The following is a 23,706-nucleotide window of genomic DNA, read 5'->3' on the forward strand; positions in this document are numbered from 1 at the left end:
ATCTAGAGAAAGCAAAAAAGCCCTGACATGTTAATTGTCAGGGCTTTTTTGCTTTCTAGCCATTCATCATCAATGATGGATCATCAATTTCTTGAATTCAAACTTGTGCTGATCACCTTGGATAGATACAAAGTATACTCCAGTCGGCAACTGCGATGTGGAGAGTTTGAAGCCTTCCATCGCATGGTCAAGACGCCCACGATCAAATGCTCTACCGGTTTGGTCATAAATCACCCAATCGACTGACTCATTGAGTGACGCATTGAATTGAACTGTGACCTCTTGATCCGATGGGTTTGGAAAGAGCTTAAAATCTACAGATGATACCAGATCACCCTCTACTCCCAATATATTGTCCACTACGGTTGTCTTGTTTCCAACGATCGAAGAGGCATCTGAGGCCGTGACCATTTTGGACTGATAGATCTCCTTTGTCTTTCTATTTTGGATAAATACTACAGCTGCCAATTGAGCATCGTCATTGATATTGGAAATATCCCAACGAATATCCAATGTCGTAGGATCCCCATCCGCATCCGTGGTAGAACCAATGGGCAACAATTCACCCAACCCTACATCAGATTTCAATTTGATGTATTGTCCCGTTTCACTAGGCAGTAGCTTTCTCAACACATTCTTATGTGTAGACATACCTCCGACTTCAGTTTCTACCTGCTGCTCGATGATTGCTACGTAGGCGATCAATTCGTCCGTAGCTTCAAATCCGAGGGGTGTATTGACTGTAAATGTCACCTGTCCACTGATTGTACTGTTTGACACATCAGTAGAAGGTATCACGTCTATCAAAAACCCTGGGTCTTCTAGAGAACTAAGTACCAAATCATTTTCAGTCCAAGTCAAATTACTTCCACTCGTTCCCGAAGCATTCGATCCTTCATCTCCATTCAACAATGAAGTCACATGGTCGATGTTGTACCAACTACGTCTAGCCGTAGGATCAGCTACATTCAAAGCATGGAATGGATCCTTGACACTGGTTTGAAAATCCACATGGTACGCAATGGACAATTGGTCATTCGTCAAGCCTGTAGCCAACAACAAGTCGTCAATCTGATTGTCTAAGCTTATAGTTGCTGCATTGACTGCATCCGCTCCTTCGTCATCAGAGACACTATAAAATTGCTCTATCAGTACATTTTTAGTTCTTTCTTGAATCATGAAATCATCAAATGCAAATCCAAACGGTTTGGCCGAGGATGTCTCTTCTGTAGAAGCCAAAGCAAACCTAAATTGAACATGGTCCAGTCCTTCAGTGATCACATCCAAACTATGACGAGCTGAGACCCAAGTGGTCTGCTTCGAAGCTCCTGCCCATCCAGCAGAAATCGTAGTATTTTCATTTTTAGCTTCTTGTTGTTGACCAGGATCAGCACCTACATTATCCCAATTGTACCACTCGATCCCTGACTTAATCCCACTGACTCCTCCATCATTACTTCCAAGTACTTGCCATTTTTGGCCATAGTCAGTCGAGTATTGAAACACGACACCATCCTTAGAGTCTTCAAACTCATAAATCAAAGTGAAAGAAAGCATTGGTTTGGACATCCCCGACAAATCAAAAGCTGGAGAATACAACCACGAATCCTCAGATCCATTGTATCTCACGTTGTTCCCGTCTTCGTTGAGCAATGTCGCCCACTGTGCCACACCAGAAGCCGTCGGTTTCTCAGTATCTACCCCTACGATATCATCGATAGAAGTCGTGTGCCATACCCAGCTACTCATACGCATTCTTCCTTCCGCACTACTCGTGGTATCGGTAATCGCATTGTCTTTCAACGTCTCGGCATACCATCCATCCACATCAGGGTCAAAGCTAGCTGCCTCAAAAGACTGAAAATACGGATTATCTGTTGTTACCTCTATCAAAGGTAAAATATTCACCGACCGTGTCAAGTTGGTTCTACAGTTGTTGTCAGTCACCATAGTGACCGTAGCATCATATTTTCCTGGCATGGTATATTCATGAATCATTCGCTCAAAATCATCGTTGGCGCCAATCCACTGACTTGCGTCAAAATAGATCTCATGAGGCTGTGGCACATCGTACCATATCGTATCAGATCCATCTCCTGGATTCAATCCAATACTGTCTATTTTCGTGCTTTCCAAAATCAATTCATTGATAAAGAAACTCGTCGGTTGATTCACTACCACTGTGTCCCATACAAAAGCTACGGTAGGACTGATCAACACACTGAATTCCTGAATCGTTACGTTGTTCTCCAGGATCGACGAACAACTCGTTTCACTACTGGTACTCCCTGAGATAGTATAGGTTCCTACTAGTTCTGCAGAAAACGCTTCTTCCACATCATTCGCCCCCAACTCCAATTTCTTACTTACTACTTTTCCAGTATTCACTTCGCCTGGGTACAACGGTACAGCAGCCCCATCTTCATTTTTCCATGCCCATTGATAGCTCAACTGTGAATCTAGATAGTTTGTATCGTCTGTTGGAGTTGCTTCAAACACCAGATCTCGACTCGTACAACCGCCATTCCAATCAAAAGTCACTTCTGGTTGATCGTAGAGTTGGATCACCTTAGTCACGCTATTGGAGCAACCATTGACATCATCGTACTCCAATCTCACTGTATAATCCGCACTGATCCCTGTAGGAGACAAACTCTCAATCTCCTGCCCTACTACATCGTTGGCCCAATAACTAGGTTCGAATGTTGCTTTTGAATTGGACCCTGACAACAACGAAAGACTCGTATTGTTCACATAGTACTTGACATCATCACTTCCAGTCAGCGTCGTGGCTTCTAAGATAAAATCATCGTGAGATTCACAAATAGCGAAGGTAGTCGAACTGTTAAAGCCTGTTTCATTACTGGTCAGACTCAATCCCGCCAAAGGATTGACAGTCAATACCTCCGTAGCAGAATTGGCACATCCTGTAGTTGCATCGGTATAGGTAAACGTCACGGTATGACTCGTTGCATTTCCTCCTGACTCCACACCCGTCACTCCATTGTCATCGACAAAAAAGTGAGCTGTACTCGGGTCAAAATCAGCCGTTCCGTCTCCGTTATTGGTGATCGCACTGTTGCCTGTACTGAGGGTATACACACCCGAAGTAGCTTGTACAGCACCTAAGTACCCTACCAATTCTACCTCATCTGTACTTACACAATAGGCTCCCGCTACACTTTGAGATCCAGTTTCCAAACTAGGGACATCAATACTCAACGTAGGCAATGGATTGATATCCAAAGTTACCGTTGTACTATTGGCTGCAAACTCATTGCTACTACAACCATCCTCCGTCACAGTGACATAATAACTAAGAAGTACATCTGTCGTCTCATGTGTCGTAGTATTGATCGTAGGAAAAGATGGGTGGTCGTCTGGAGCAATTTGAGTACCATCACTACTCTCGCTCGTATTGATCCCCAAGGTCAATCCTGAATTGCTATACCAGTTATACGTTGCTGTACTGTTGTAATCCGTCGTATTCGCTACGATGAGATTGGTCATGGTATCATCCGCACAATACACAAAGGCATTGTTCCCATCATTGCCTGAGATAGTCGGAGAGGTTGGCACATCATGTATCGTCACTTCAAAACTCGCAACGGGACTCTCACACCCTTCAAAACTAGATCCTGAAATATTGTAATCCGTAACCTGAGACACCAAATAGTGGTTTTGATCCGTACCATTATTGGCTACTCTCATATCCGTAAAAGATGGTGTCCAAACCTTATTGAGAGACCTTGTCTCATGATACACATCGGCACCATCAACCACGTCGTTGGCAGAACTCACGTCTTCTTGAACCCAATTGAACAACCCTCCTACAGCAGGGTTGAGTACCTGAAACTCGGGCAGCACAGTGGAAACATCATTGTCACAAACCAATTGTGAGGTAAAGTTCAAGGTCGGCACAGTAGGAATAGAGCGGACATGTACGGTTATCTCGTGCTGTTCTCCTTCACACCCTTGATAACTAGTCAATCCATCAATACCCAAACCAGTCACTCCATTTGTTTGATTTTGAGACACATAAAAAACATAATCCCCCACCACATTGTTATCAACTCCTAATTGAGCGGATGTTATGGTCGTGTAGGTTCCCAAGAAAACATCCCCCACACCATCTCCATCACTGTCTGTATACCAGTTAAACGTAGCTGCCGTTTCTCCTTCTACAGTTATGGACGAAATGGACTCTCCTTCACAATAATAGAAATCTTCTACATTATTGTCCTCGGTCGGCGCACTTGGTATGTCTTTGATGTTGATCTTGAGCACAGCCATATCACTCAATGCCGTTTCACACCCCACAAAATCAACTCCATTGTTATTAACCTGAGAAATCAAGAAGTATAAGACTCCTCCATTGGTAGTCTGAGTTGCCGTTGAGATGGCCAAATCAAACCCTGATACTGCCAGCCCCTCAGTACTAGTTGCTCTCGGAGTAGTACTTGACAATGTCACCCCATCAGTCGAAGGATACCAGTAGAACGTAGCGGGAAATGAACTGGTCATACCAAAGGAAACATTCCCTAATTCTCCTTCACAAACATTGATTTCCAATTGTGTTGGCGTACCCGCGATGTTGAACTGAGGAGTAGGTGATTCTGGATACACCGTTATGGTTATTTCGGTAAATGCACTCTGACAACCTTCAAAAGAAGTAAAATCATTGTAATCCACAGACTGCTGTACATAGTAATGATATACAATGGCAGAATTATCCGTGGCATTGTTCACATTACTAAAACCTACCAATTCAGACATGGTAGCAAAACGATCATTGAAAGATCCGACTACCATCGGTGTTGTGGTATCTGGATTGCCTGGATTAGACGAATCTTCTGGATACCATGTAAACCTAGGAGTCGTCTCATTGCTCAATACGATATTGGGCAATGTCTCTCCTGAACATATGAAGTATTCTGCCGTCTCTCCCGTAAAATCGGATTCATCAGGAGCATCAGGTGTCACATTGACATTGACAATGACTTTTTGATACTCACTCCTCGCTCCTCCATAAATCCCCAGTGAAGTTCCTCCTGGGAAATCATTGTCATGATCCGTCTGTGTAAGATAAAATGTCAAAGATTGTCCGCCTGTTGCAGTCCAAGGATTGCCCTCATCGTCCACCAACCCTGTGATAGCCGACAAGTCCAAAGAAGTTACTTTCCCATCCATTAAAGGGTTTTGATCCTTATCATAAACGGTCACATAGGTTTCATCCCCTTCTACTGTATCAAAATTGTCTATCAAAGTAATGTTGGGTACGGATGCAACACTTGCTGCCGTAGGTACGCAATACTCGAAAATATAAGTCTCTTCACTAGAGCTATAGTAGCCCATTGAATAATCAACGACCGGCTCGTCTGGCGTGTCATAAATACTCAAATCGATCACTCGTGGCTCTGACACACACCCTTCGAAGCTAGGTGACCCAGTAACAATATTAGTCGTCTCGGTGAGGAATACGCGTTGGTTCTGTGCCCCATTGGTATTGATAATTAATCCTCCAGTACCACTTCCCTGAAGGGTTGCGGAGTTCAACTCTATCGAACTCGTCAATGCGATATCTCGATACCAATCAAATTGCCCTGAACCTGTACCAGTAGCAATCAAATCAGGGACTACGTTGTTCCCTTCGGTGTATTCTAAAATATATTCTCCTCCAGTCAATCCCCCTACATTCGTAAAATCATTGGACAATAGAGGCGAATTGGGTACTGGAAATACCGTAAACTCAACCGTAGAAGTATTGCTACAGCCTGCTGGTCCTATAGCGGGAGTTGAATATTCGAGCAAATAATCCCCCGACTCATCATCGGTAAGATTCCCATCCCCATTGGGGTCTTTCGGATCAAATGCAGATTTAAAATCTCCTCCTCCAGATGTAAAATCATATATATAGGCTGCCTGATTCGTATAATCTCCGTCTCCATCCTGATCATAGTACAGAGTATAACCAGTCGTCGTGACACGCTCTGATACCCCCAAGTCTGAGGTGATCGTGACATTGATATCAAATGCATCATCGTCGGCACAATAATATGCATCAAAAACATCCGCATCTGCGTCATTGTCTAGAACAATCTCTGGAACTGCATAGATCACTACTGCTTGTGTTGCATACTCTGAAACTACTCCCAATGAAGTTCTGAGTTCTAATGCAAAAATCAACGTATCTCCATCATCAGGATCTGTCTGACTTGGTCGGAAACTCCACCCTGAAGTAGAAGTGGCACCTAATGGGGGTATAACTGGCTTGGACAACAAAACTCCTGCCCCTTGTGTAGTAGAACTGACATCTACTCCTTGACGAACCCCATCCTTGTATTCATATACCTTTACATCATAAAAGTCAGATCCAGAAACCGTAGGTATTAGCAACTCTACATCCCCTGAGGTACCAACACTAAAGTCCTGCACACCTTCGTCGTAGCAGAATGACACAGGTGTCACATCAAACACTCTAGCCGTCGGATTGACTACAAACTCCAAAATATAAGAGGCTGAAACACCTGTACTCGTTTCAGTAATCTGATAATAGACTTCATGAGGTATACCTCCATTCGCACCTGCAGCACTTGGGATAAATGTAGCTTCTCCCAAGTTGTTGTCAGAGTCATCATAGCTGATATTGGTCAAGCCCGCTCCTATAAAAGTCGCCGTATAGCCGTCTGGCAATGAAAACGTAATATTAGTACCCGATGTATTGTCTTCGGTAAATGTCGTTACTCCCGCACTATTGGTATCTTCTAAGAGCACAACGGTATAACGAAGTGCTTCACTTTCACAAGAATTGCCATCTGTCGTTGTAATCCAAAAATGCGTCATCCCCTTCGTCGAACTGGTAATTCCTAAATCAGCCAAACTCGGAGAATAAGTCGTAGCTCCTGTAAATGGCGTAAGTGACGAGCTCAAATCCTCACTCGTGTATACCGTCACTGTATTGGTGGCTGACAAGAGGTTAACAGTAAATGGGGTCGTCGTTCCTACATAGCTCGACACCAAATACATGGCCTTGCCATCCTGAGCGACATCTCCGGCCGCAGTATTTGCTGCATTCTCGGTCAAATACGGACTACCTGTCCCTGGGTTCGTCCCCGAAACAACTGGAGTATCAAAAGGCGCTACGCTCGTAAGTGTAGCAAATACTCTACCGTCTGACTCGTCTGCCAAATGAATCGTACCTGATCCACCTGTACGTAGTACAGCCTCTGAAGTATACGCTGAGCTGCCTACAGCTCGTACTTTCAGACCTGATATCGTCAAGACATCAAGCGTACTACTCGATTGACTAGTCACCGTATAACTCACCTGCAATACCGAAGAAGTATGAGACAAAATCGAAGATGCCGAAATATCCCCACCCGTCGTATGATTGACTGACCCCGCAGAATTATCAAACTCAAAACCAGTCGGAAGTTCCAGCTTCAATGTACGAGCTGTTGCCGAACTACGAAAATCACTTGGGATGCTCTCTGTCAATACAATATCTCCCAATAGTTGGTACTCTCCATTGAGACACAAGTCTGTTAAAGTTGGAGCAGTGATCAAAACCCCGCCAGAGGACACATCCAACTTGTCAGCAGTAGTGGATACATTTCCTAAATTGTCTTCTGCGACTAGATACACATCGTAATTGGTATTATCCGCTCCTAACGCTATTGAGGTGACCCTATCCGTGGCCCCAACATTATGATCAAGGCTACCAAAAGAAGATGCTCCCGTACCTGCTTGTATTTCTCCTACAGTGGGTGTCGGAGCAGTACCATCAGGATATACTGCCCAATAGACCTTCCCTACTTCGTTCAATTGAGTCACCAAGCTCAACTCTCTTCCCTCTGCTGCAAAAGACGATGTAATGGTTGGTGACACGTCATCAAAACCTACTGTAAAACTCTCAGACACATCATTATCATTGCCTGCGTTATCTAGGACTTTATCGTCTATCAATGAGATCGTAATGTCTGCAGTCTGATCTGCAGTAGGCGTAATAGTCAAAGGATAAGTATTTCCACTGGCTGTTCCTACCACCAAACTCCCATCAGACAAAGCAAAATCAGAATTCTCCACTGTAGATACAGCCTCACTAAAAGCCGCATTCACCACGAATGAAGAACTATTTGTAGGATTCGTAACCGTACTAAACACCACGGTTGGTTTGACATTGTCAATATCGTACGTGGAAGAAACTTTATTTACGCCAGTACTTCCTCCCAATAGATTCCCCCCATAATCCTGAATCCCAGAACCTAACAAAGTAATACCCAAATCGCCATTCCCAGCTATTGATGAAATCGTCACTGTATAATCAGTATCTGGCGTAATCTCTGCCAATACAATCTGATTGCCAAACGCACTATTATTGGCAAGCAATTCATCCGTGGCTATCCCGTTGACAGTAGCCCCTGCTAAATCCACTACTATATCCTCCAATGTAAAATTTGCCCCATCTATTGCCTCGTCAAACTCAACGTCAAAAACAACCGTGGAAGAATTGGTAAGTGCAACAGCTGGTGAATTGAAGCTGACAAGCGCCTCAGGAAAATCATTATCTGTATCAATCACAATAACCTCGCTTGCAGCAAAATTGCCTCCTAAATCTGACACCTCTTGATTGCTATCGTCATAGCTCACGGTCAAATCGCCCACTGCTGCATTCAAACCAGAAGCTGTAGTCAATATCACTTCTTCATTTGTACCCGTAGTATTAGTTGCCGTCACGGTATATCCTGTCCCAGCACCATCTACAATTGTAAAATCACCAGGGTTTGCTCCACTCACTTGCATGATATCATCGTAGGTCAGTGTAATTTGCGTATCACTGTCCTTGGTTGCACTCTGCAAGCTCGGAACAGTCTGATCAAAATCAATCGCATACCCTGCGATGTCTGCCCAAATCAAAGTACTCGTAGCATCAGTAACTACAGTAGTAGTAGCTGTGAAACTCATAGTTAGATCTCCCTTCGCTCCTGACAAATCTATACTTAGAACAAGTTTATTATCTTCTGTACCATCTACCGCTACGGCAGTCGGGTTCATACTTGTGCCAACTGCATCTTGAATCACAAAATCAGTCAGGACACTACTATTCAGATCAATGTCTTTGTTGAATACTAATGTCAAATCAGACACACTTGTTTCTACACTGAGCATGACTAGTTCTTCTGCAGTACTGAATGCCCAAACCGAAGCATTGGAAATCCCCGAAAAGGCTACCCCCGAAGCATCCGTCAAAGCTCCAGACTGTATCAATACATGATAGTTTGTTTGTGGCTCAAGGCCCAAAGGTGGAGTGATCGTGACTTCATCATCGACAATGGTGACATCATTCACATCAATCACTGCATGAGTAATAGGCGGTACAACTTCTTCTATGATATAAATAGAACCCGAACCTTTGGCCATATCTTCATCAAAAGTAGCCACTAAATTGGCGTTCAACGACACCAGAGAGGCGCCGTTGGCAGGATTCAGTCCAGCAATGCTCGGAGGTGTAGTATCTTCTATTTCAATATTGTCAGCAACTACAGCGCTTAATGTCGACGCTGCATCTTCAAACGTCAACTCCTTTCCAGACCCGGCTTCATCAATACTCAAATCGGAAAATGTAATGCTCCCTGAGATCAAATCCTCAGACAAATCACCTGACAATGCCCCCGAACCTGCAGATAAAGAAACCTCTACAGTTGAAGATTCACCTAGATCATAGTTGTTATTTTTATCTACTGCATGAACAGTAGCGGTGATAACCCCTCCTCGGTCAAAAGTACCATCTGTTGGATCATCAGTCGCATCCAAAATTAACTTCGTAGCTATCACATCCACATCAATTTGATCTGACACAGCGGATGAAGCAGTACTCAAGGTTGAACTAGACGTGAAATTAATATCATCTGCGCTCAACGATATCTGTGTCACTAGACCATCTAGAGTTGAAGGATCGGTCACACTACTTTTCAGCCATAGACTCAACTTGAATGTTCTTGTTGAAGCATTATTCACTCTTCCCAATTCATTCGGACTACCATTTATCCCTGTGAAAGCTATCCCTCCTGCAGTAATTGCAGTTGTTTCTCTATTATCTCCAGCATCGTCATCTGCTTCCAGTTTTGCACCTGCAAAAATCTCAGACCAATTTGATGTATTGGCTACACCAGGGACAAAAGTGACCGCATCAAATGATAAATCATCCCCTCCACCTGTATATGGATTTTGAATATCAAAAGTAAACACCACTACTCCCGGACTAGCCTCTGCAATCGAAGAGATAGAAGTATGTGTTGCACTCTTAGTGATATAACCAGACGCACTCAAAAGGTATATATTTCCAGTACTTTCGCTGGCTGACATATTATTATCAGAAGCGTCTTCTATCAAAGTGCTACCATCTGAGTTTATCGTGATGTATTCGTCCCCATTGGCTGTCCCAGTGACACTCAAGTGAAATCGTAATACTGTCTCGCCACCCATCAGCCCAGTATCATCTGTCTTAGTAATCGACGTAACAACAGCATCAGTAGCTACCCCTGATCCTGTTTTTGTAAAAGCACTGTTAAACTCCGTATCAATAGTAGAAGCCAAAGCTCCTCCTCCAGGAGAAGCATATACTCCTTCACTAAAAAAGACATCGACATAACCATTGTCTATCTCCATAGTGGCATTGACAATCTTAGGAGCAGCCCCATCTGCTACGGCAGTAGCAGACCCTGTCTCCGAGGCATTGCTATTACCATCCACCACACTTCCCGTCGTTCCCAAATCGCTATACAGTACTGTAGTAGCATCTATCACTGTGGCATCCACTGGCGCACCCGACACTGTCAATTGCACAACGCTACCAGACACCGCTCCACTTGCTATTGTCAAACTAGAGTTGTTGGTAGGTAGACTCCAGTCACCTGCATCGTACGTACTCGAGGAAATATCTTCACTAAAGGTCACATCAATGCGATCAATCAAAGCATCATCATCTGTATCAAGATATTGGGCAGACAATACCACAGGAGCAGCCCCATCTGCTACCGTTTGATCCAAAGTTTCTACGTTAGCATTATCCAAAGCATCTTCAACAGCACCTGCAGTGATATCCAAGTCATTGGATGTGTAGCTTGTAGTCATCCCTGTCACAGTCAAGTTCAGTTTCTTGTCATCTGTCCCGTCTATTGCTAGCCCAGTCACCGTCACTCCTCCATCAAGTGTAAATGAGGCTACTGTTCCCGAAATCTCATCGATCGATTCATCAAATGTCAATTGAATCACGGTAGAACTGAGCGTCTCTGCACTCACAAAAACTGGTCCTGAAACATCATTGGTCAGCCCAGGACTTGATGCCTGCGCCACAAAAACTCCAACTCCATCGGTACTACGTGCCAAAGATTCTGAACCTGCATTGCCATTGGCATCCTCATCATAGGATGAAACACCGAAAGCAGTCTCCAATGCCGTCAGTTCCGTAGATCCTCCTGTCCCATAAACGAGGACATCAATCAATCCATCAGTTGTGATAGGGTCTGAGACATTAAAATCCCCAACACTTCCCACAAATAAAGCAACCGCTTCTGGGCCATCTTCAATATCGAAACTTCCCCAATCTAGGTCCGAGTTAGTCGCAGCAGCATCCCCTACAACCAACAACCCATCTGCACCAAATATCAACGAGGATAGATCAACACTATGTGCAACACTCTCTCCGTCTCCATTGTATACGACCAATACTGTACCTGTCAAATCCATCGATGCAGACACATCATACAACTCTACAAACTCATCCGTAGCGTTTGCATCTACTTCATTGATGGTCAACCCACTAGGGGTAATGAAAATATCAAAACTCTGTGGAGCAGAAGTATCCGTAGCTCCTCCACCATCATCCTCCAAGGTCACCGACACGGTAGTTTTACCCCATTTATCCGTCTCAGGGGTAAAAGTCAATTCACCAGATGCTTCGTCAATCGACGGATCAGTAGCAAACAATGTCCCATCAAAACCAGAAACATTAAAAGTCAACCCCTGAGAAGTACCGTCTCCATCTCCTATGCTTGTTGCAAATCCAGCCACTGTTTGTGCACCAGCATTTACGACGATCGTTAGATTACCTCCCAAAGTAAAAACTGGAGGGTCGTTTTCGGCCGTCACTGTGACCGTACGTGTATCACTTGCAGTATTTGCAGCTGCATCTGTCACCTCGACAGTCACCGTGCGATCCCCTGTCCCCGGATTTTCGGAAGTATTTCTATAATGGACGGCTTGTAAAGTTTGTTGTACCAAGGCGTCCGTTGCTGAAGCATTGAAGGTAATGGTCAATATAGTTCCATCCGTCACTGTACCTTCACTCGCACTGAGTGTTCCAATAACGGTTGCATCATCCAAAAGATTCGTAGCATTTGTATTGATTGTACCCACTACATTATCGGGGATACTAATCTCATCCTCAGCTTCATTGTTGGAGGTGATCTGTATAGTCATCGTACCTCCATCCCAATCTCCTTCTGGATCTGACACAGTTGCAGACGCATCAATGGGCGTGGCTAGATCGTTTTCGATATAGTCCAAATCTGAATTATCAACCGCAATAGACGGAGTCTGAGCCATCACAGAAGTAGAAACCGAAGCAAGTAATCCCAGTACCAAAAAGGGAATGAACGCACGCGATCGCATGGCTGATGTAAACATCATCCCCAACGCCCAAACGTATTTTTTTCTCATAGCCAGTTTACTCTTTAGGTTAGGTATTAATTTTCTAACGTTATTTTTTTCTCCCATCATTCTATCTATTCACTTCCGAAATCCCGTCTAGGCGACCACAAAGATAGCCTTCTTTCCACACTATGTATCAAGTATTTAGCGCAAAGCTTCCTACTTAAACTCTCCCCTACTGTTCGTTTTCAATAAGGACATCATAGAAGTCGAACCAAAATCTACTGTTGCTCCTATGACTAACGCACCATCCTCCCGCAATATTATTGCATTGGCTTGGTCATTGTCTTCACTTCCATATACTCTAAAATTGTCTGTATCCAAATTGCCAAACCCATCTACACGAAACAAGACAATTTCGTTTTCCTTAAACTCTCGATCTGAACCTGGAGCCGTATAGCTATTGAGCTGCCCAGCGATAGTAATATCTCCATTGGACAAACGCACCAGATCTTTGCCCTGGCTACCCTCTGCAATTATGCCCATGTCCTCTACCACATCGATGACAAATCCACCAGCCACAGTTTTGGGCAGACTCTTAGGGACATTCAAAAAGAAAGCTTGATCATTTTGTTCATTGCCTGACGTACCAGTGATCAGCAAATCATTGCCATAAGCTATGACACTAGCAGCTACATCTGGCACGGACGTCCCGTAATAGTTGTTGACTCCCGGTGTTCCACTGAGTGGATTAAACTCCGAAATAAAGACATCCCGATTGCCATACCCTACACCACTACCCACTGGAATCGTCACAGTCGCTACATAAAAATACTCACCTTCATCCTGCACCAGTTTGACTCCTGTATCTTCCAGGCGCAATCCCGTAATGTCTATCCATGTCGGTTCGAAATCCGAGGCATGCCAATCCAACGACGCGTCTAGACTCATCAAAAATATACTCTGAGGGTCTGTCAAATACACATCACTACTCCATGTCTCCACACTCCCCAATACAATAAACTGATTGTTCACCTCATCAAACACCACATCCGCTCCCAACGTAGATTTGTAGCCTTGATCATCAATAGCTGTCGCGCTACGGTCGTCATAAAACTGGTATGAGAAGGTGTCAACAGCTTCCCCTGTACTCAAATCAATATTTACCATGAAAATCCTAAGTGTATCCGATATATCACTGGTACCGATCGCCATCGCATTTTGATCATTGTTGAACAGGTGTATAGATGTAGGTACATCTTGGCTCTCCGCATTGCCGACTACTCCATCATCATAGCCATAGGTCTGTTGCCAGATTCCATTGCCTGCCGAGTCTGTCTTGATCAAATAAAAATCATAATCATTGGCTGTGGTATTGTTGGTAAAACCCAACAATAGAAACTCATCCGAGGATGTTTGCACCAAGTCTACCACTCCTTCTGTATCTGTGGTCCCAAAGTATTTGATAAAAATCTCAGATGGATCCAAACTGTTTGGATCTTCCTCCATACAGCCCAGCATCAGCATTAGACTCATTATAGAAAGTATCGTTCTCATCGACTTGTTTCTCATCTCTCTTTCCTTTTACGGTTCACTTTCTGCAGCTTCTTATCGGAGTACTTCTTCGGGTTGTAGAACGAATGGATATAACCCGCAGAAATCGCCATACTATTGATTACTTTGTCATCATCCGTATGGCTAACATCAAAATTGAGCTCTTCAGACCCATACCGATTCTTGACAAAATTCTTTGCTCCCACACTATAACTTCCTTCAACAAAAAACGAATCTGTCCGTTTAAAATCAATCTTAACTCCCAAACCTCCCATGTAAGACCAATTGGAAGTATAGCGCATGTTATTTGCCTTCAAATCCAAACCTGTCAAAAATTTGGTTCCAAGTCCTGCTCGGTTACCAGACATATTGGCACTAAGAAGGAAATCATACGATGCTCCTAATGTCACATAAGGGGTCACTCCGCCAAGAGGGATATTGTATCGCAACGCTACTGGAGTTTTCAACCAGTTTTGTTTTTCTTTCATCACCAAAAAAAAGGAATTGGTCGGTTCATAAGTACCGTTACTTATTACATTATAATCCACATCAAAACTATGTGCCGAATAAATCAAACGGACCACCAATTCTAAGTTTTTGACGACCATGTACTCGAAACTCAGCCCAGCCCGAAAGCCTAGGTCTGAATCAAAAGACTTGGATATCACTGTGCCCGTAGAATCAAACCCAGGATTCATGGAAGAGGGCATATAGGTTGCAAGTGACTTGACATTGGAAAAATTACCCCCAGCCAGAATTCCCAATCGAAATATCGGCTTGGAACGATACTTGGCAAATAAATACTTCAACTCCGCAGGATCGTTGGGGTCATTGCCTGGATGCTCAGGATCGACCAACAGCAGATTAACTACTGCATCTTCGGCCTCAGGCTCATTGTCCATGAATATGTATACCAAAGCCAACAAGCGATATGCTCTCGTTCGCTCCTCTTTGGTAAATCCTTCCTTCCCTCCATGGAGACAGTTGCCCTCGTTCAGCTTTTTAGTGACCTCATAGAGTCGCCCTGACTCGTACAGATCTTCTGCCTCACTCAATTTTTGGGTACATCCACCCTGTGCCATTGACTCTAAGGTCAATAGAGATAAGAGTACCAGTGGAATAAGTATTTTTTTCAAACTACGTTCTGTTTATTATTCTAATTCTTGTCTTTTGGGTAATCCCTCACAAGTAAATTCATACTCGATATCTTCGCCGACATATGCCGCCCACGTGGTCTCACTTAGGTTTTCGTCGATCAGATCAAAACCACAAATGGACTCTGCCATTTCATCCGGGGTGGTCGGCCACAGTCTTATAACTCCTTCTCCTGAGCCCGTCAGGAGCGATTGACCGTCTGGAGCGAACTGCACCGTCCAGACCCAACCTTTGCTACCCACTCTGTCCAAGCTTTGGTGATCATCGAGATCTATCGGTAGATCATTGAGATAGTCCATCACCCATAGCTTGGCTGTCCCGTCCAAACTTGAAGAAGCCAACAACGTGTTGTCATTGTTGAAATTCAACTCTGAGATCGTGGCACTATGTGAGGTCAGTTTTTTGATGGTTTTGTTCTCCTCTAGATTCCACAACACGATATCTCCATCCTCATCACCAAACGCCAACACCTTGCCATCATGGCTGAAAGTCACCGCACTCACTGCCGCTCCTTGTTGGACATATAAGGAGGTCTCTTCATAGCCATTTTCCATATCCCAGATATAGATGCTACCCGAGTCACTCCCCCCGGCTAGGTATCTTCCGTCTGGGCTGAGTGCCAAAGTTTTGACCCTAGATGCGACACGTGAAATTTCCTTGTTTCCATTGAAATCATTGAAGCGAACGACCTTGTCACTTGATGTAAAAATGAAGCCCTTGTTGTCATTCAAGAAAAGTAAATCAAAAACAACCCCATTGTGTCCGCTCATCTCTTTCGGCAAGGCCTCTTTGTCTTTGAGGTTGTACAGCAAAATCTGATCGGTATCACTCCCTACAGCTAGCCATTTTTCATCCGGACTGATATCAACGACACGGTTGACTTGATTGTCATTCAACAGCTCCGAGCTTTGGCGCGTTTTCAGATCCCAAGACAAGATACGACCATCACTCCCTGCGGAGAACATGCGCTTGCCATCGTTGGAGTACTTGAGCGATCTCACCGCTCCTGTGTGACCAATGAAATGATTGAACGTCGACGAATCGCCTCCTGTCAAGGCTTTGGTTGCATAGTAGACCCCTGCATAAACATCTGGATTGTATTGCTTGCTATTGTATTTGTCATCAAACATCCATGCTTGGCGAGCAATCAGAGCCTGCTGCTCAATATCCTCATCGATATTCTGTGACTTGATCGCCATAGAGTTGGCAATAGCTTGGTAGCGTAATGCCAATGCTGCCAACTTCTGTTCGTTGGCTATCTGCGCACTGCTATCCGCCGATAGTTTGGCGATCCTCGCTACCTCCGCACTTTCCTGAGCCTTCTTGGCATTAAGATTCGCTCGCTGCTCAGCCTGCTCTGCCTTCTGTCTCTGTATATCGGCCAGCTGCTTTTGCTCTTCTGCTTTTCGCTGTTGCACACGGGCATTGTCAGCAGCTTCTTCAGCCAATCGAGCTTGTTTTCTCGCTTCTGTTGCCTTTTCAATCGCAATTTCCTCTTGCTTTTTGGCGTTGGCCTCAGCCAATCTCGCCAGTTCCAAGTTTGCTTCTGCTTTGGCCGTTTGCTTCTTCGCTTCCCCTTTCTGAATCTGAGCCATGACCACAAAGAAGATACACACCAGCATCGCCACACCAAGGACTACTGCTACCAGTCTAGACCGTTGGAGAGCACGCTTCTGCAACAATTCCTTGTTGCGCTGTTCTGTTTCGTAGGCCTTTTTACTGGTCTCCAAAAACACCATCGTACGCTCAAAAGCAGGATCATATCGCTGACCCCATACCAACGTGGGTTTATTTTCTTCTTGCCAGTTGAGTGCGAGTTGCAAATCGGGCATTTTCCAAAGTCCAGCTCGTCCCATTTGGAACCTCTCACCCGATTCGGCGAGTTTGAGATACATTTCGGCAGAACGCGATTCTTCATCCAACCACGACTTCAGTCGCGTCCAGATCCGCATCAAACTCTCGTGAGAAATATCAATCACCGTATCTGAATCCAATCTCACTCCATGTGGGGGCATGAGTAGTGTACGGCCTGGTTCTCTAAACTTATCTACTACACGTCCCACCTCGTCTTCTGTTACTCCTGAGATGGCAGCTACTGTAGCTATTTTTGTAGGGCGTCTGATACCAGACGATTCCGTTCCTCTTTCGGTCAGTGCTTTGAACATTGACTCACAAATCTGCTGTTCTCGTTTGGACAAGGAATCAAAAGCTTCATTGGCGTGTTGCGACAAAGCCTCTCGTAGCGTACCGACGGCATTGTAATGCTTCAAATCCATCGGTTCGTCTTCCTTCCGGTGCTCTTTCCAAAACTGCCAAGTTCGCATGAGCGCATGCTGCAAAATCGGTAACTGATCAGGATTGTCTCCCACATCATTGAGCAACTGCTGTGTCAATCTCGGCGCAATCTTGCCCCCTCCTACTGCCACGGGTCCTTCGATCGCTAGACGCTTTTGATCGCGTGTCATCTGGGGGATTAGATAGTGACTATCGTTGATCATCTGCGTCAATTCCGGAAACTGAGCACAGTCCCCTATAAAATCCGAACGCATAGTGATGGCCACATATATCGGTGCATCGTACTGATGTACTGCCTCAAGCAACAAGTTGACAAACGCCGAGGACTCATCCAAATCCGAAGACAGTGTCTCCAATTTCTTGTATCTAAAAAGCTCCTCAAACTGATCCACCAAAATCAATACGTTCTCATGTTCGGAAGCCTTGAGTTGCTTGACTACTTCGATCAGTCCTAGCGAACTACTCCTCAACACAGTCGAGGTAATCGTCTTGCGAATCAGCTGATCCTCTTCGTCTATGCTGTTGTACTGCTCGTCCTTCATCAGCAGAGACTCTGCCAAATTATCTATAGGGCCTCCACCTGGGCGTGTCACGACAATCCGCCAGTTGGAACCGGCCTGCGTCATAAATCCTCCATGCAGCGTCGGGATGAGCCCACAGTACATCAACGAAGATTTACCACTACCCGAAGCCCCAAGGATACCAACGAACTTGTTTTCGGACAACTTCATCAATACTTCGTCGCTTTGTCCTTCTCTTCCGAAAAACAAATGGCTTTCTTCCACTCCAAATGGTCTCAACCCTGGGAACGGATCAACGAATTGAGCAAATTCTTGCTCCTGCTCTTTAGTAAGTAATTCTTTTTCGCTCATGTTAGTTTTCCAGTTTAGCCAAGAATGGATCAAGTGCACCAGGAGTAAACCCACTGCCTCCCAATATCATTGTTCGTGTCAATTGCACATTTTGCTGCTCTACCTTGTCCATATCCTCTGCAAAAATCGCTGTAACCTTCATCGGTTTGGTTCGACCAAAACCAGGTGCTTTGAGCAAATCCTGAAGCTTGGTTTTCATCCAATCCTCAGAAGACTTGCCAAAATAGATCAAAGAAGCATCACAGCGCCTCAAGTTTTCTTGATGCAAATACCTCAAATCCATCAACTTCCCTTCAAACAAAGTAGTAACGACGTTGTACCCTTTTTCTTTCAAATACCCCGCAATAGGCTGGGAAGATTCTACATCAAGCTGATCACAAATCAGGTAGATGATATTGCCCTCATCAGGCAAAGACCGGTCTTCGTGTATCTCTTTGGCTTTGAACCTTCCTCCCGTCACCAGCTCTTCACGAATGATGGATTTCAATTCTTGCAAAGGGATCTGCAATACCTCCGCTTCATCAAGAGCTGCAGCATCACTCTTTAGGTCTTCAATGAATATCTTCTGTCTCTCGGTGACATTTTTCAAATCAGGCGACAACCAAATCAATCGACTGAACTTGTCTCCCCCTCGCTTTTTCTTGTTTTTTTCATGTACTTCATAGGTGTACTGTGAGGCGATTTTGTTCTGAATATCTACAACAGAAAGCTCCGATCCACGTGGCGTATAGCCATAATCCTCACCGATCAAGTGTATGGACAAGCAACAAGATTCTAAGTCACGCTTGACAGCTACCTCAAGAGAATGCACCTCCTTGGGCAAGGACTGATCAGGCAGTACCCGGTATCCATGACGTATCAACTCTCGCTTGACAATATCTCGTTGGATGATCATATCCACCCCCGAATTCGCCAAATAAATCGTTTTGTCCTTCTCTATTTCCGCTACGGAACTTTGCTCCGTCGACAACTCTGCCAATTTCTGCTGTACCTGGTGAATATCATAGGCCATATCGACCATTTTCATCCAGTAACTACGTTCAGCCTCATTCCCAAAAAACCTTCGGAATTCCTGAGGTTCCCCTGTCAACGAGTCTATTTGATAAAAATCATACGACAGGATATCCGAATAATCCGGCAAATATTCATCCACATCTATGGGGAATTTGATCACCTTGTACAACCTAGATATCCCACCCAATTGGAGACTGCCATTTTCTTTGGCAGAGCTAGCAAAGAGGTTGACACCATTGATCAGTGTTGGGTTATTCAAAAAGTCCTTGGAAAATATCGCCACCAAAGTCGCACTCGAGTTGTACAAATCGACATGACTATCATTTTCATTGACCAACTTGATTTTGGACGGTCGGCCAGAAACTTGCTCAACTAGCGTAGACAAAAAACGATAAAAGTTGGTAACCCACCCTTTCTCTCCTCCGCCAATAGGTTGATCATCTAGGGTATGATAGGCAAGTAATATATCGTATTCAAATTCCATTCACTGATACTTTACAGGTGCGTTTATCCAATAAATATAGATTCCTCTTCTTCTTCTATTTCACTTTCATTGACCACAGTCAATATACCATCTACCATCTCGACGTTTCGCGAGACAGCATCATACAGGTCATCTTTCCCTATTGCCAACAAGAGGCTTTCTTCTTCACTGGCTAGGTTATAAGGGCATTTGTCAGAAGTCAATATAAGCTTGTGCCCAATGATTCCGCGCTCTTCCAGAATCCGTGAACTTCCGTCCTCGTATTCCACCCGGAGTTTGCCCGCAAGCACTACATATACTGGTGTCCCTCCCGAGTCTCCGATCTCGCTTATGGTTGTATTTTCGGACACTTTGATTTCCTCAAATCGATTGGCCAAATCCAGTAATATTACGCCCGGAATCTGTTCAAACACCTCGATCTGCTTGAGCATAATCGCACGCTCGATCACCAGTAGTTTTTGATGAAACCCTTCTTCCTTTGCCTTAAATACTGGAGGAACAATATCCTTGTCCAATGCCTTCTTTAGCGATGTTTTCAAACGCTTGGTGTGATACTGGTAGGCATCCTTGTCCAATTTATACATCGTCGCAGCTGCTGTCTGCACCATTACATAATCTGGATTAAACAAATTAGCAATCATGTCATCGGTCACTTTCTGCCCTCGTACCTGAGCCAGCTTATACATCGCCAAGCATTTGGTGTATTTATTGATGTTGTTGTAATCTCGATTGACGATCTGCAGAAGCAAATCCGAATAATCTGTAAAATTTTCTGGAGGGAAATAGTTGTTGAGCTTTTTCAACTTTTCATCTATCGGGATGTCATCCAACACCGCCGACAACTTTGGTTTCAGAATCTCATCCACAAATATGTCGAGCATTTCTATCCCAAAGGACACACTATCCGTCGTACCCAGGTCGATGTTGTCTCGGACTAGTTTGATACTCTGTGCATCATAGATCATTGACAGCAGCATAAATATCAAGTCAAAATTCTTCTTATTCTCTTCTTCGAAGGCCGTATGGATCATCTTGTCATAAAAGTCGTCCCTGGGGATATCTTGTACTGCCTTGACATTCCAAGCCAAGTCGCTGATCGTACTTTCGATGGCAATCTTGATACGTGCCGCATGAAAATCCTTGGCTTCAAAACCTATAAAACTAAGCGACAACAATAGTTCGGAAACAATGACCTTGTCAGGAAAATCAATTTTCTTCCACAACATCTCGGTAGCCGTTTTGCCGCCTATCTTACCCATGATCTGCACTATACGTACCATCGTGTCTCGATGCTGTGCCGTCTTGTAAAACGCAGAGTCAATCGCATAAAAGACCGTTTCTCCAGAGGCAATCAATGCTGAATCCGCATAATTGCTATATGCGGGAATGTGGAGGTTTTCGATGAGTACATTCCAAAATTCTGGTCTCCGCAGTTTTCCCGCGGTGGTGATCGCTGCTCTACGCACCGCTGGATTGATATCTCTCAGCAGCTCTGTCAAGAACGGCACGAACTTATCCTCTTCCAGTTTTGCCAAAGCACGAGCGGCATATATTCGATCTTCGATCTCCGTAGAACGTACCAGTTTCTTGATATGTCCTTCATTGAGCTGATAATCTTCGAGCTCATGCAATACCTCGAGCGTATCCGCTGCTGTCCTTCTGACCTCTGCATCTTCTTCTTTCTTGATCTCTCTTTCGAGAATCTCCAGTGTACTATAGCTTTTCAAAAACCCCAATCTATAATAGGCGTACTCTCGAAGTTCCCGATGCTCCGAACGGATAAAATCCAGCAAGGAGAAATCCAAAATGATTGGCTCCATTTTCTCCATCAGTTTGAGCGCATTCATCACCCGAACAGGGTCTCTACGTCTCAGTTCACGCTTGATGATGTTGATGGTATTGTATTCATTTTTGGTTCCTGCACCCTTGAGCCGTGCTTTTTGTTCTTCGAGAGTCAACAGCAACTGAGACTTGTATTCTGTATACAGTTTGCCCGCATAGTAAATGATAAACACCGCCAACACGAGGATAAAATATGCGTAGTGAATCAACTTAAAAAAGGCCAACAACCCCATCGCAATCTGCATCCCGCCTGCCACAAGAATTGCAACTTGATTGACCACCCCTTCGATTCGAGACTGAATGTCAAATCGAATTTTAATATCAAAAGGAAGAAAGAACAGCTTGAAAGCAGGGCTTTCGAGGGCATCTTTCAGAGATGAGGTAAATACTTTTCCTACCACTAGAAAGATAAAGAAATACAAAAACTCATCCGTTTTCTCTTCGTACCCAAACATGTGGCCCGAAAAAATCGCTCCCATCGTAAAGAGTCCGAGCACCAGAGGCATCACCATCAGCGACACTCTTAATCCAAATCGACCAATAATGATATCGTTGATAAAACTCTGAATCGTAAAACTCAAAAGCATAACAGCCGCATTGGCAAACGACAAGAAATCCCTCAATTCTGAATCATCACCCGTTTCTTTGTTGACTGGATAAAATATCTCTGTCGCAGAAATATAAACGTAATTGGCAAACACAGCCGATCCCATCGAAAACACCATAAACAAACACAGCATGCGCATGTACTTGTCCTTGAAGAGATCCATGTAAGAGATCTTTTTGACATTGATGTTTTGATCTTTTCTAATCTTGGTAGCTATGTCAAGGTTGTAGTCTTTGACAATCCAAATCGTGATGACCAAAACCCCAAAAGCCGAGACGGCTGAGATAAGCAGTAGATCGTAGGTTTCATCTATGATGGATAACCTCGTCAACAACGGGATCGAAAAGAAAGCGATCATCGTAGCTGTCAACTGCCCTGTATCAATCCCTCCAATGGTCCTCTTCGCTTGTTTGAGGTCAAAAATCCTACCGAAGATACCCCAGAAGCCCAGCAGTGTCACGGCTGAAATAGGCCCGTTCATCACAAACAATATAAAAGGGAGAATGTGAAAGCCTTTATCCGTCTGACTGTAGTCAAAGTACCAAAAAGCCAGCCTAAGTAGCGATATAAACAAAAATGTAAGGAATACATTGGAGACGACGAGTGTCGAAAAATTGGAACGCTTCTGAATGTAAACATATAATGCAGTGGTAAATACCCCAAGCACTCCTGTCACAAAAAAGGCATCGTCAAGGTAAGCCTTGCCCACAGTACTGATGAATAGTGTCTCTGCCCCTACAAGGTAAGTGGCCAAAAACACTCCCATAAAGAAACCCTTACCCAAAAGTAAAAGCATGGTTTTCTCTTCACCGGGTTTCCCCCCAAGAAAGGCTAAAAAAGATTGAAGCACAGTTTAGCGTTAAGTTAGTATTCTTCTCTTTATTGAATAAAGAATTGACTACTTCAAAATGAAATTATACTTTTCCAAGATTACATTGCTCATTTTCCTCCTGTCACATCCTGTCTATCTTGAGTCCAAGAACTGTTATAACTTACATTCGTCCATAGCTGACATCTCTAACATTCAAACTTAAGAAAAAAAACGCTATTCATGTAACATTAGTATAACATAACCCGTCCATCTCGAGCACCAATAAGCACATATGTAGATACTTCTGAAAATGATGCAATTCATACCTGCAATAATCCTACTATTTGCATTTTAACAAGATGTAGGATTTTGACCATTACACAGTAAATCAATGGTTTAAAGCCCTTAACTTTGGTTCAAC

Annotated in this window: 6 protein-coding genes; all 6 read right to left on the bottom strand. The window is 44.1% G+C overall.

Features of this window, described 5'->3' with window-relative positions; genetic code table 11:
* Positions 1–69: 69 nt before the first annotated feature.
* The 6 genes from BFP72_RS10705 to BFP72_RS10730 all read right to left on the bottom strand — a co-directional run bounded on the left by BFP72_RS10705 (position 70) and on the right by BFP72_RS10730 (position 23,270).
* Positions 70–12,720 (bottom strand): Ig-like domain-containing protein, encoded by a 12,651-nt coding sequence (locus BFP72_RS10705; protein WP_158233375.1) that lies wholly within the window; start codon positions 12,718–12,720, stop codon positions 70–72.
* Positions 12,721–12,870: 150 nt separating this feature from the next.
* Positions 12,871–14,223 carry a hypothetical protein gene (locus tag BFP72_RS10710; RefSeq protein WP_143520036.1) on the bottom strand — a complete coding sequence of 451 codons (1,353 nt, stop codon included), beginning with the start codon at positions 14,221–14,223 and terminating at the stop codon, positions 12,871–12,873.
* Positions 14,220–15,341, bottom strand: a complete 1,122-nt coding sequence (locus BFP72_RS10715) for an outer membrane beta-barrel protein (RefSeq protein ID WP_143520037.1) — start codon at positions 15,339–15,341, stop codon at positions 14,220–14,222. Before BFP72_RS10715 ends, BFP72_RS10710 begins: the two co-directional genes overlap by 4 nt.
* A 15-nt stretch (positions 15,342–15,356) precedes the next feature.
* Positions 15,357–18,527, bottom strand: a complete 3,171-nt coding sequence (locus BFP72_RS10720) for a High-affnity carbon uptake protein Hat/HatR (protein WP_099599136.1) — start codon at positions 18,525–18,527, stop codon at positions 15,357–15,359.
* 1 nt (position 18,528) lies between these two features.
* Positions 18,529–20,025, bottom strand: coding sequence for a hypothetical protein (locus tag BFP72_RS10725; protein WP_099599137.1), 1,497 nt, complete (start codon positions 20,023–20,025; stop codon positions 18,529–18,531).
* Between the two features lie 23 nt (positions 20,026–20,048).
* Positions 20,049–23,270, bottom strand: coding sequence for a cyclic nucleotide-binding domain-containing protein (locus BFP72_RS10730; RefSeq protein WP_099599138.1), 3,222 nt, complete (start codon positions 23,268–23,270; stop codon positions 20,049–20,051).
* Between the last annotated feature and the right edge of the window lie 436 nt (positions 23,271–23,706).

The sequence above is a fragment of the Reichenbachiella sp. 5M10 genome (genome assembly GCF_002742335.1).
In the GTDB taxonomy this organism is placed as follows: domain Bacteria; phylum Bacteroidota; class Bacteroidia; order Cytophagales; family Cyclobacteriaceae; genus Reichenbachiella.

Coding starts and splice junctions, on each gene's coding strand:
- BFP72_RS10705 (WP_158233375.1), bottom strand. CDS start 12,720: ATGAGAAAAAAATACGTTTGGGCGTTGGGGATGATGTTTACATCAGCC.
- BFP72_RS10710 (WP_143520036.1), bottom strand. CDS start 14,223: ATGAGAAACAAGTCGATGAGAACGATACTTTCTATAATGAGTCTAATG.
- BFP72_RS10720 (WP_099599136.1), bottom strand. CDS start 18,527: ATGAGCGAAAAAGAATTACTTACTAAAGAGCAGGAGCAAGAATTTGCT.
- BFP72_RS10725 (WP_099599137.1), bottom strand. CDS start 20,025: ATGGAATTTGAATACGATATATTACTTGCCTATCATACCCTAGATGAT.
- BFP72_RS10730 (WP_099599138.1), bottom strand. CDS start 23,270: ATGCTTTTACTTTTGGGTAAGGGTTTCTTTATGGGAGTGTTTTTGGCC.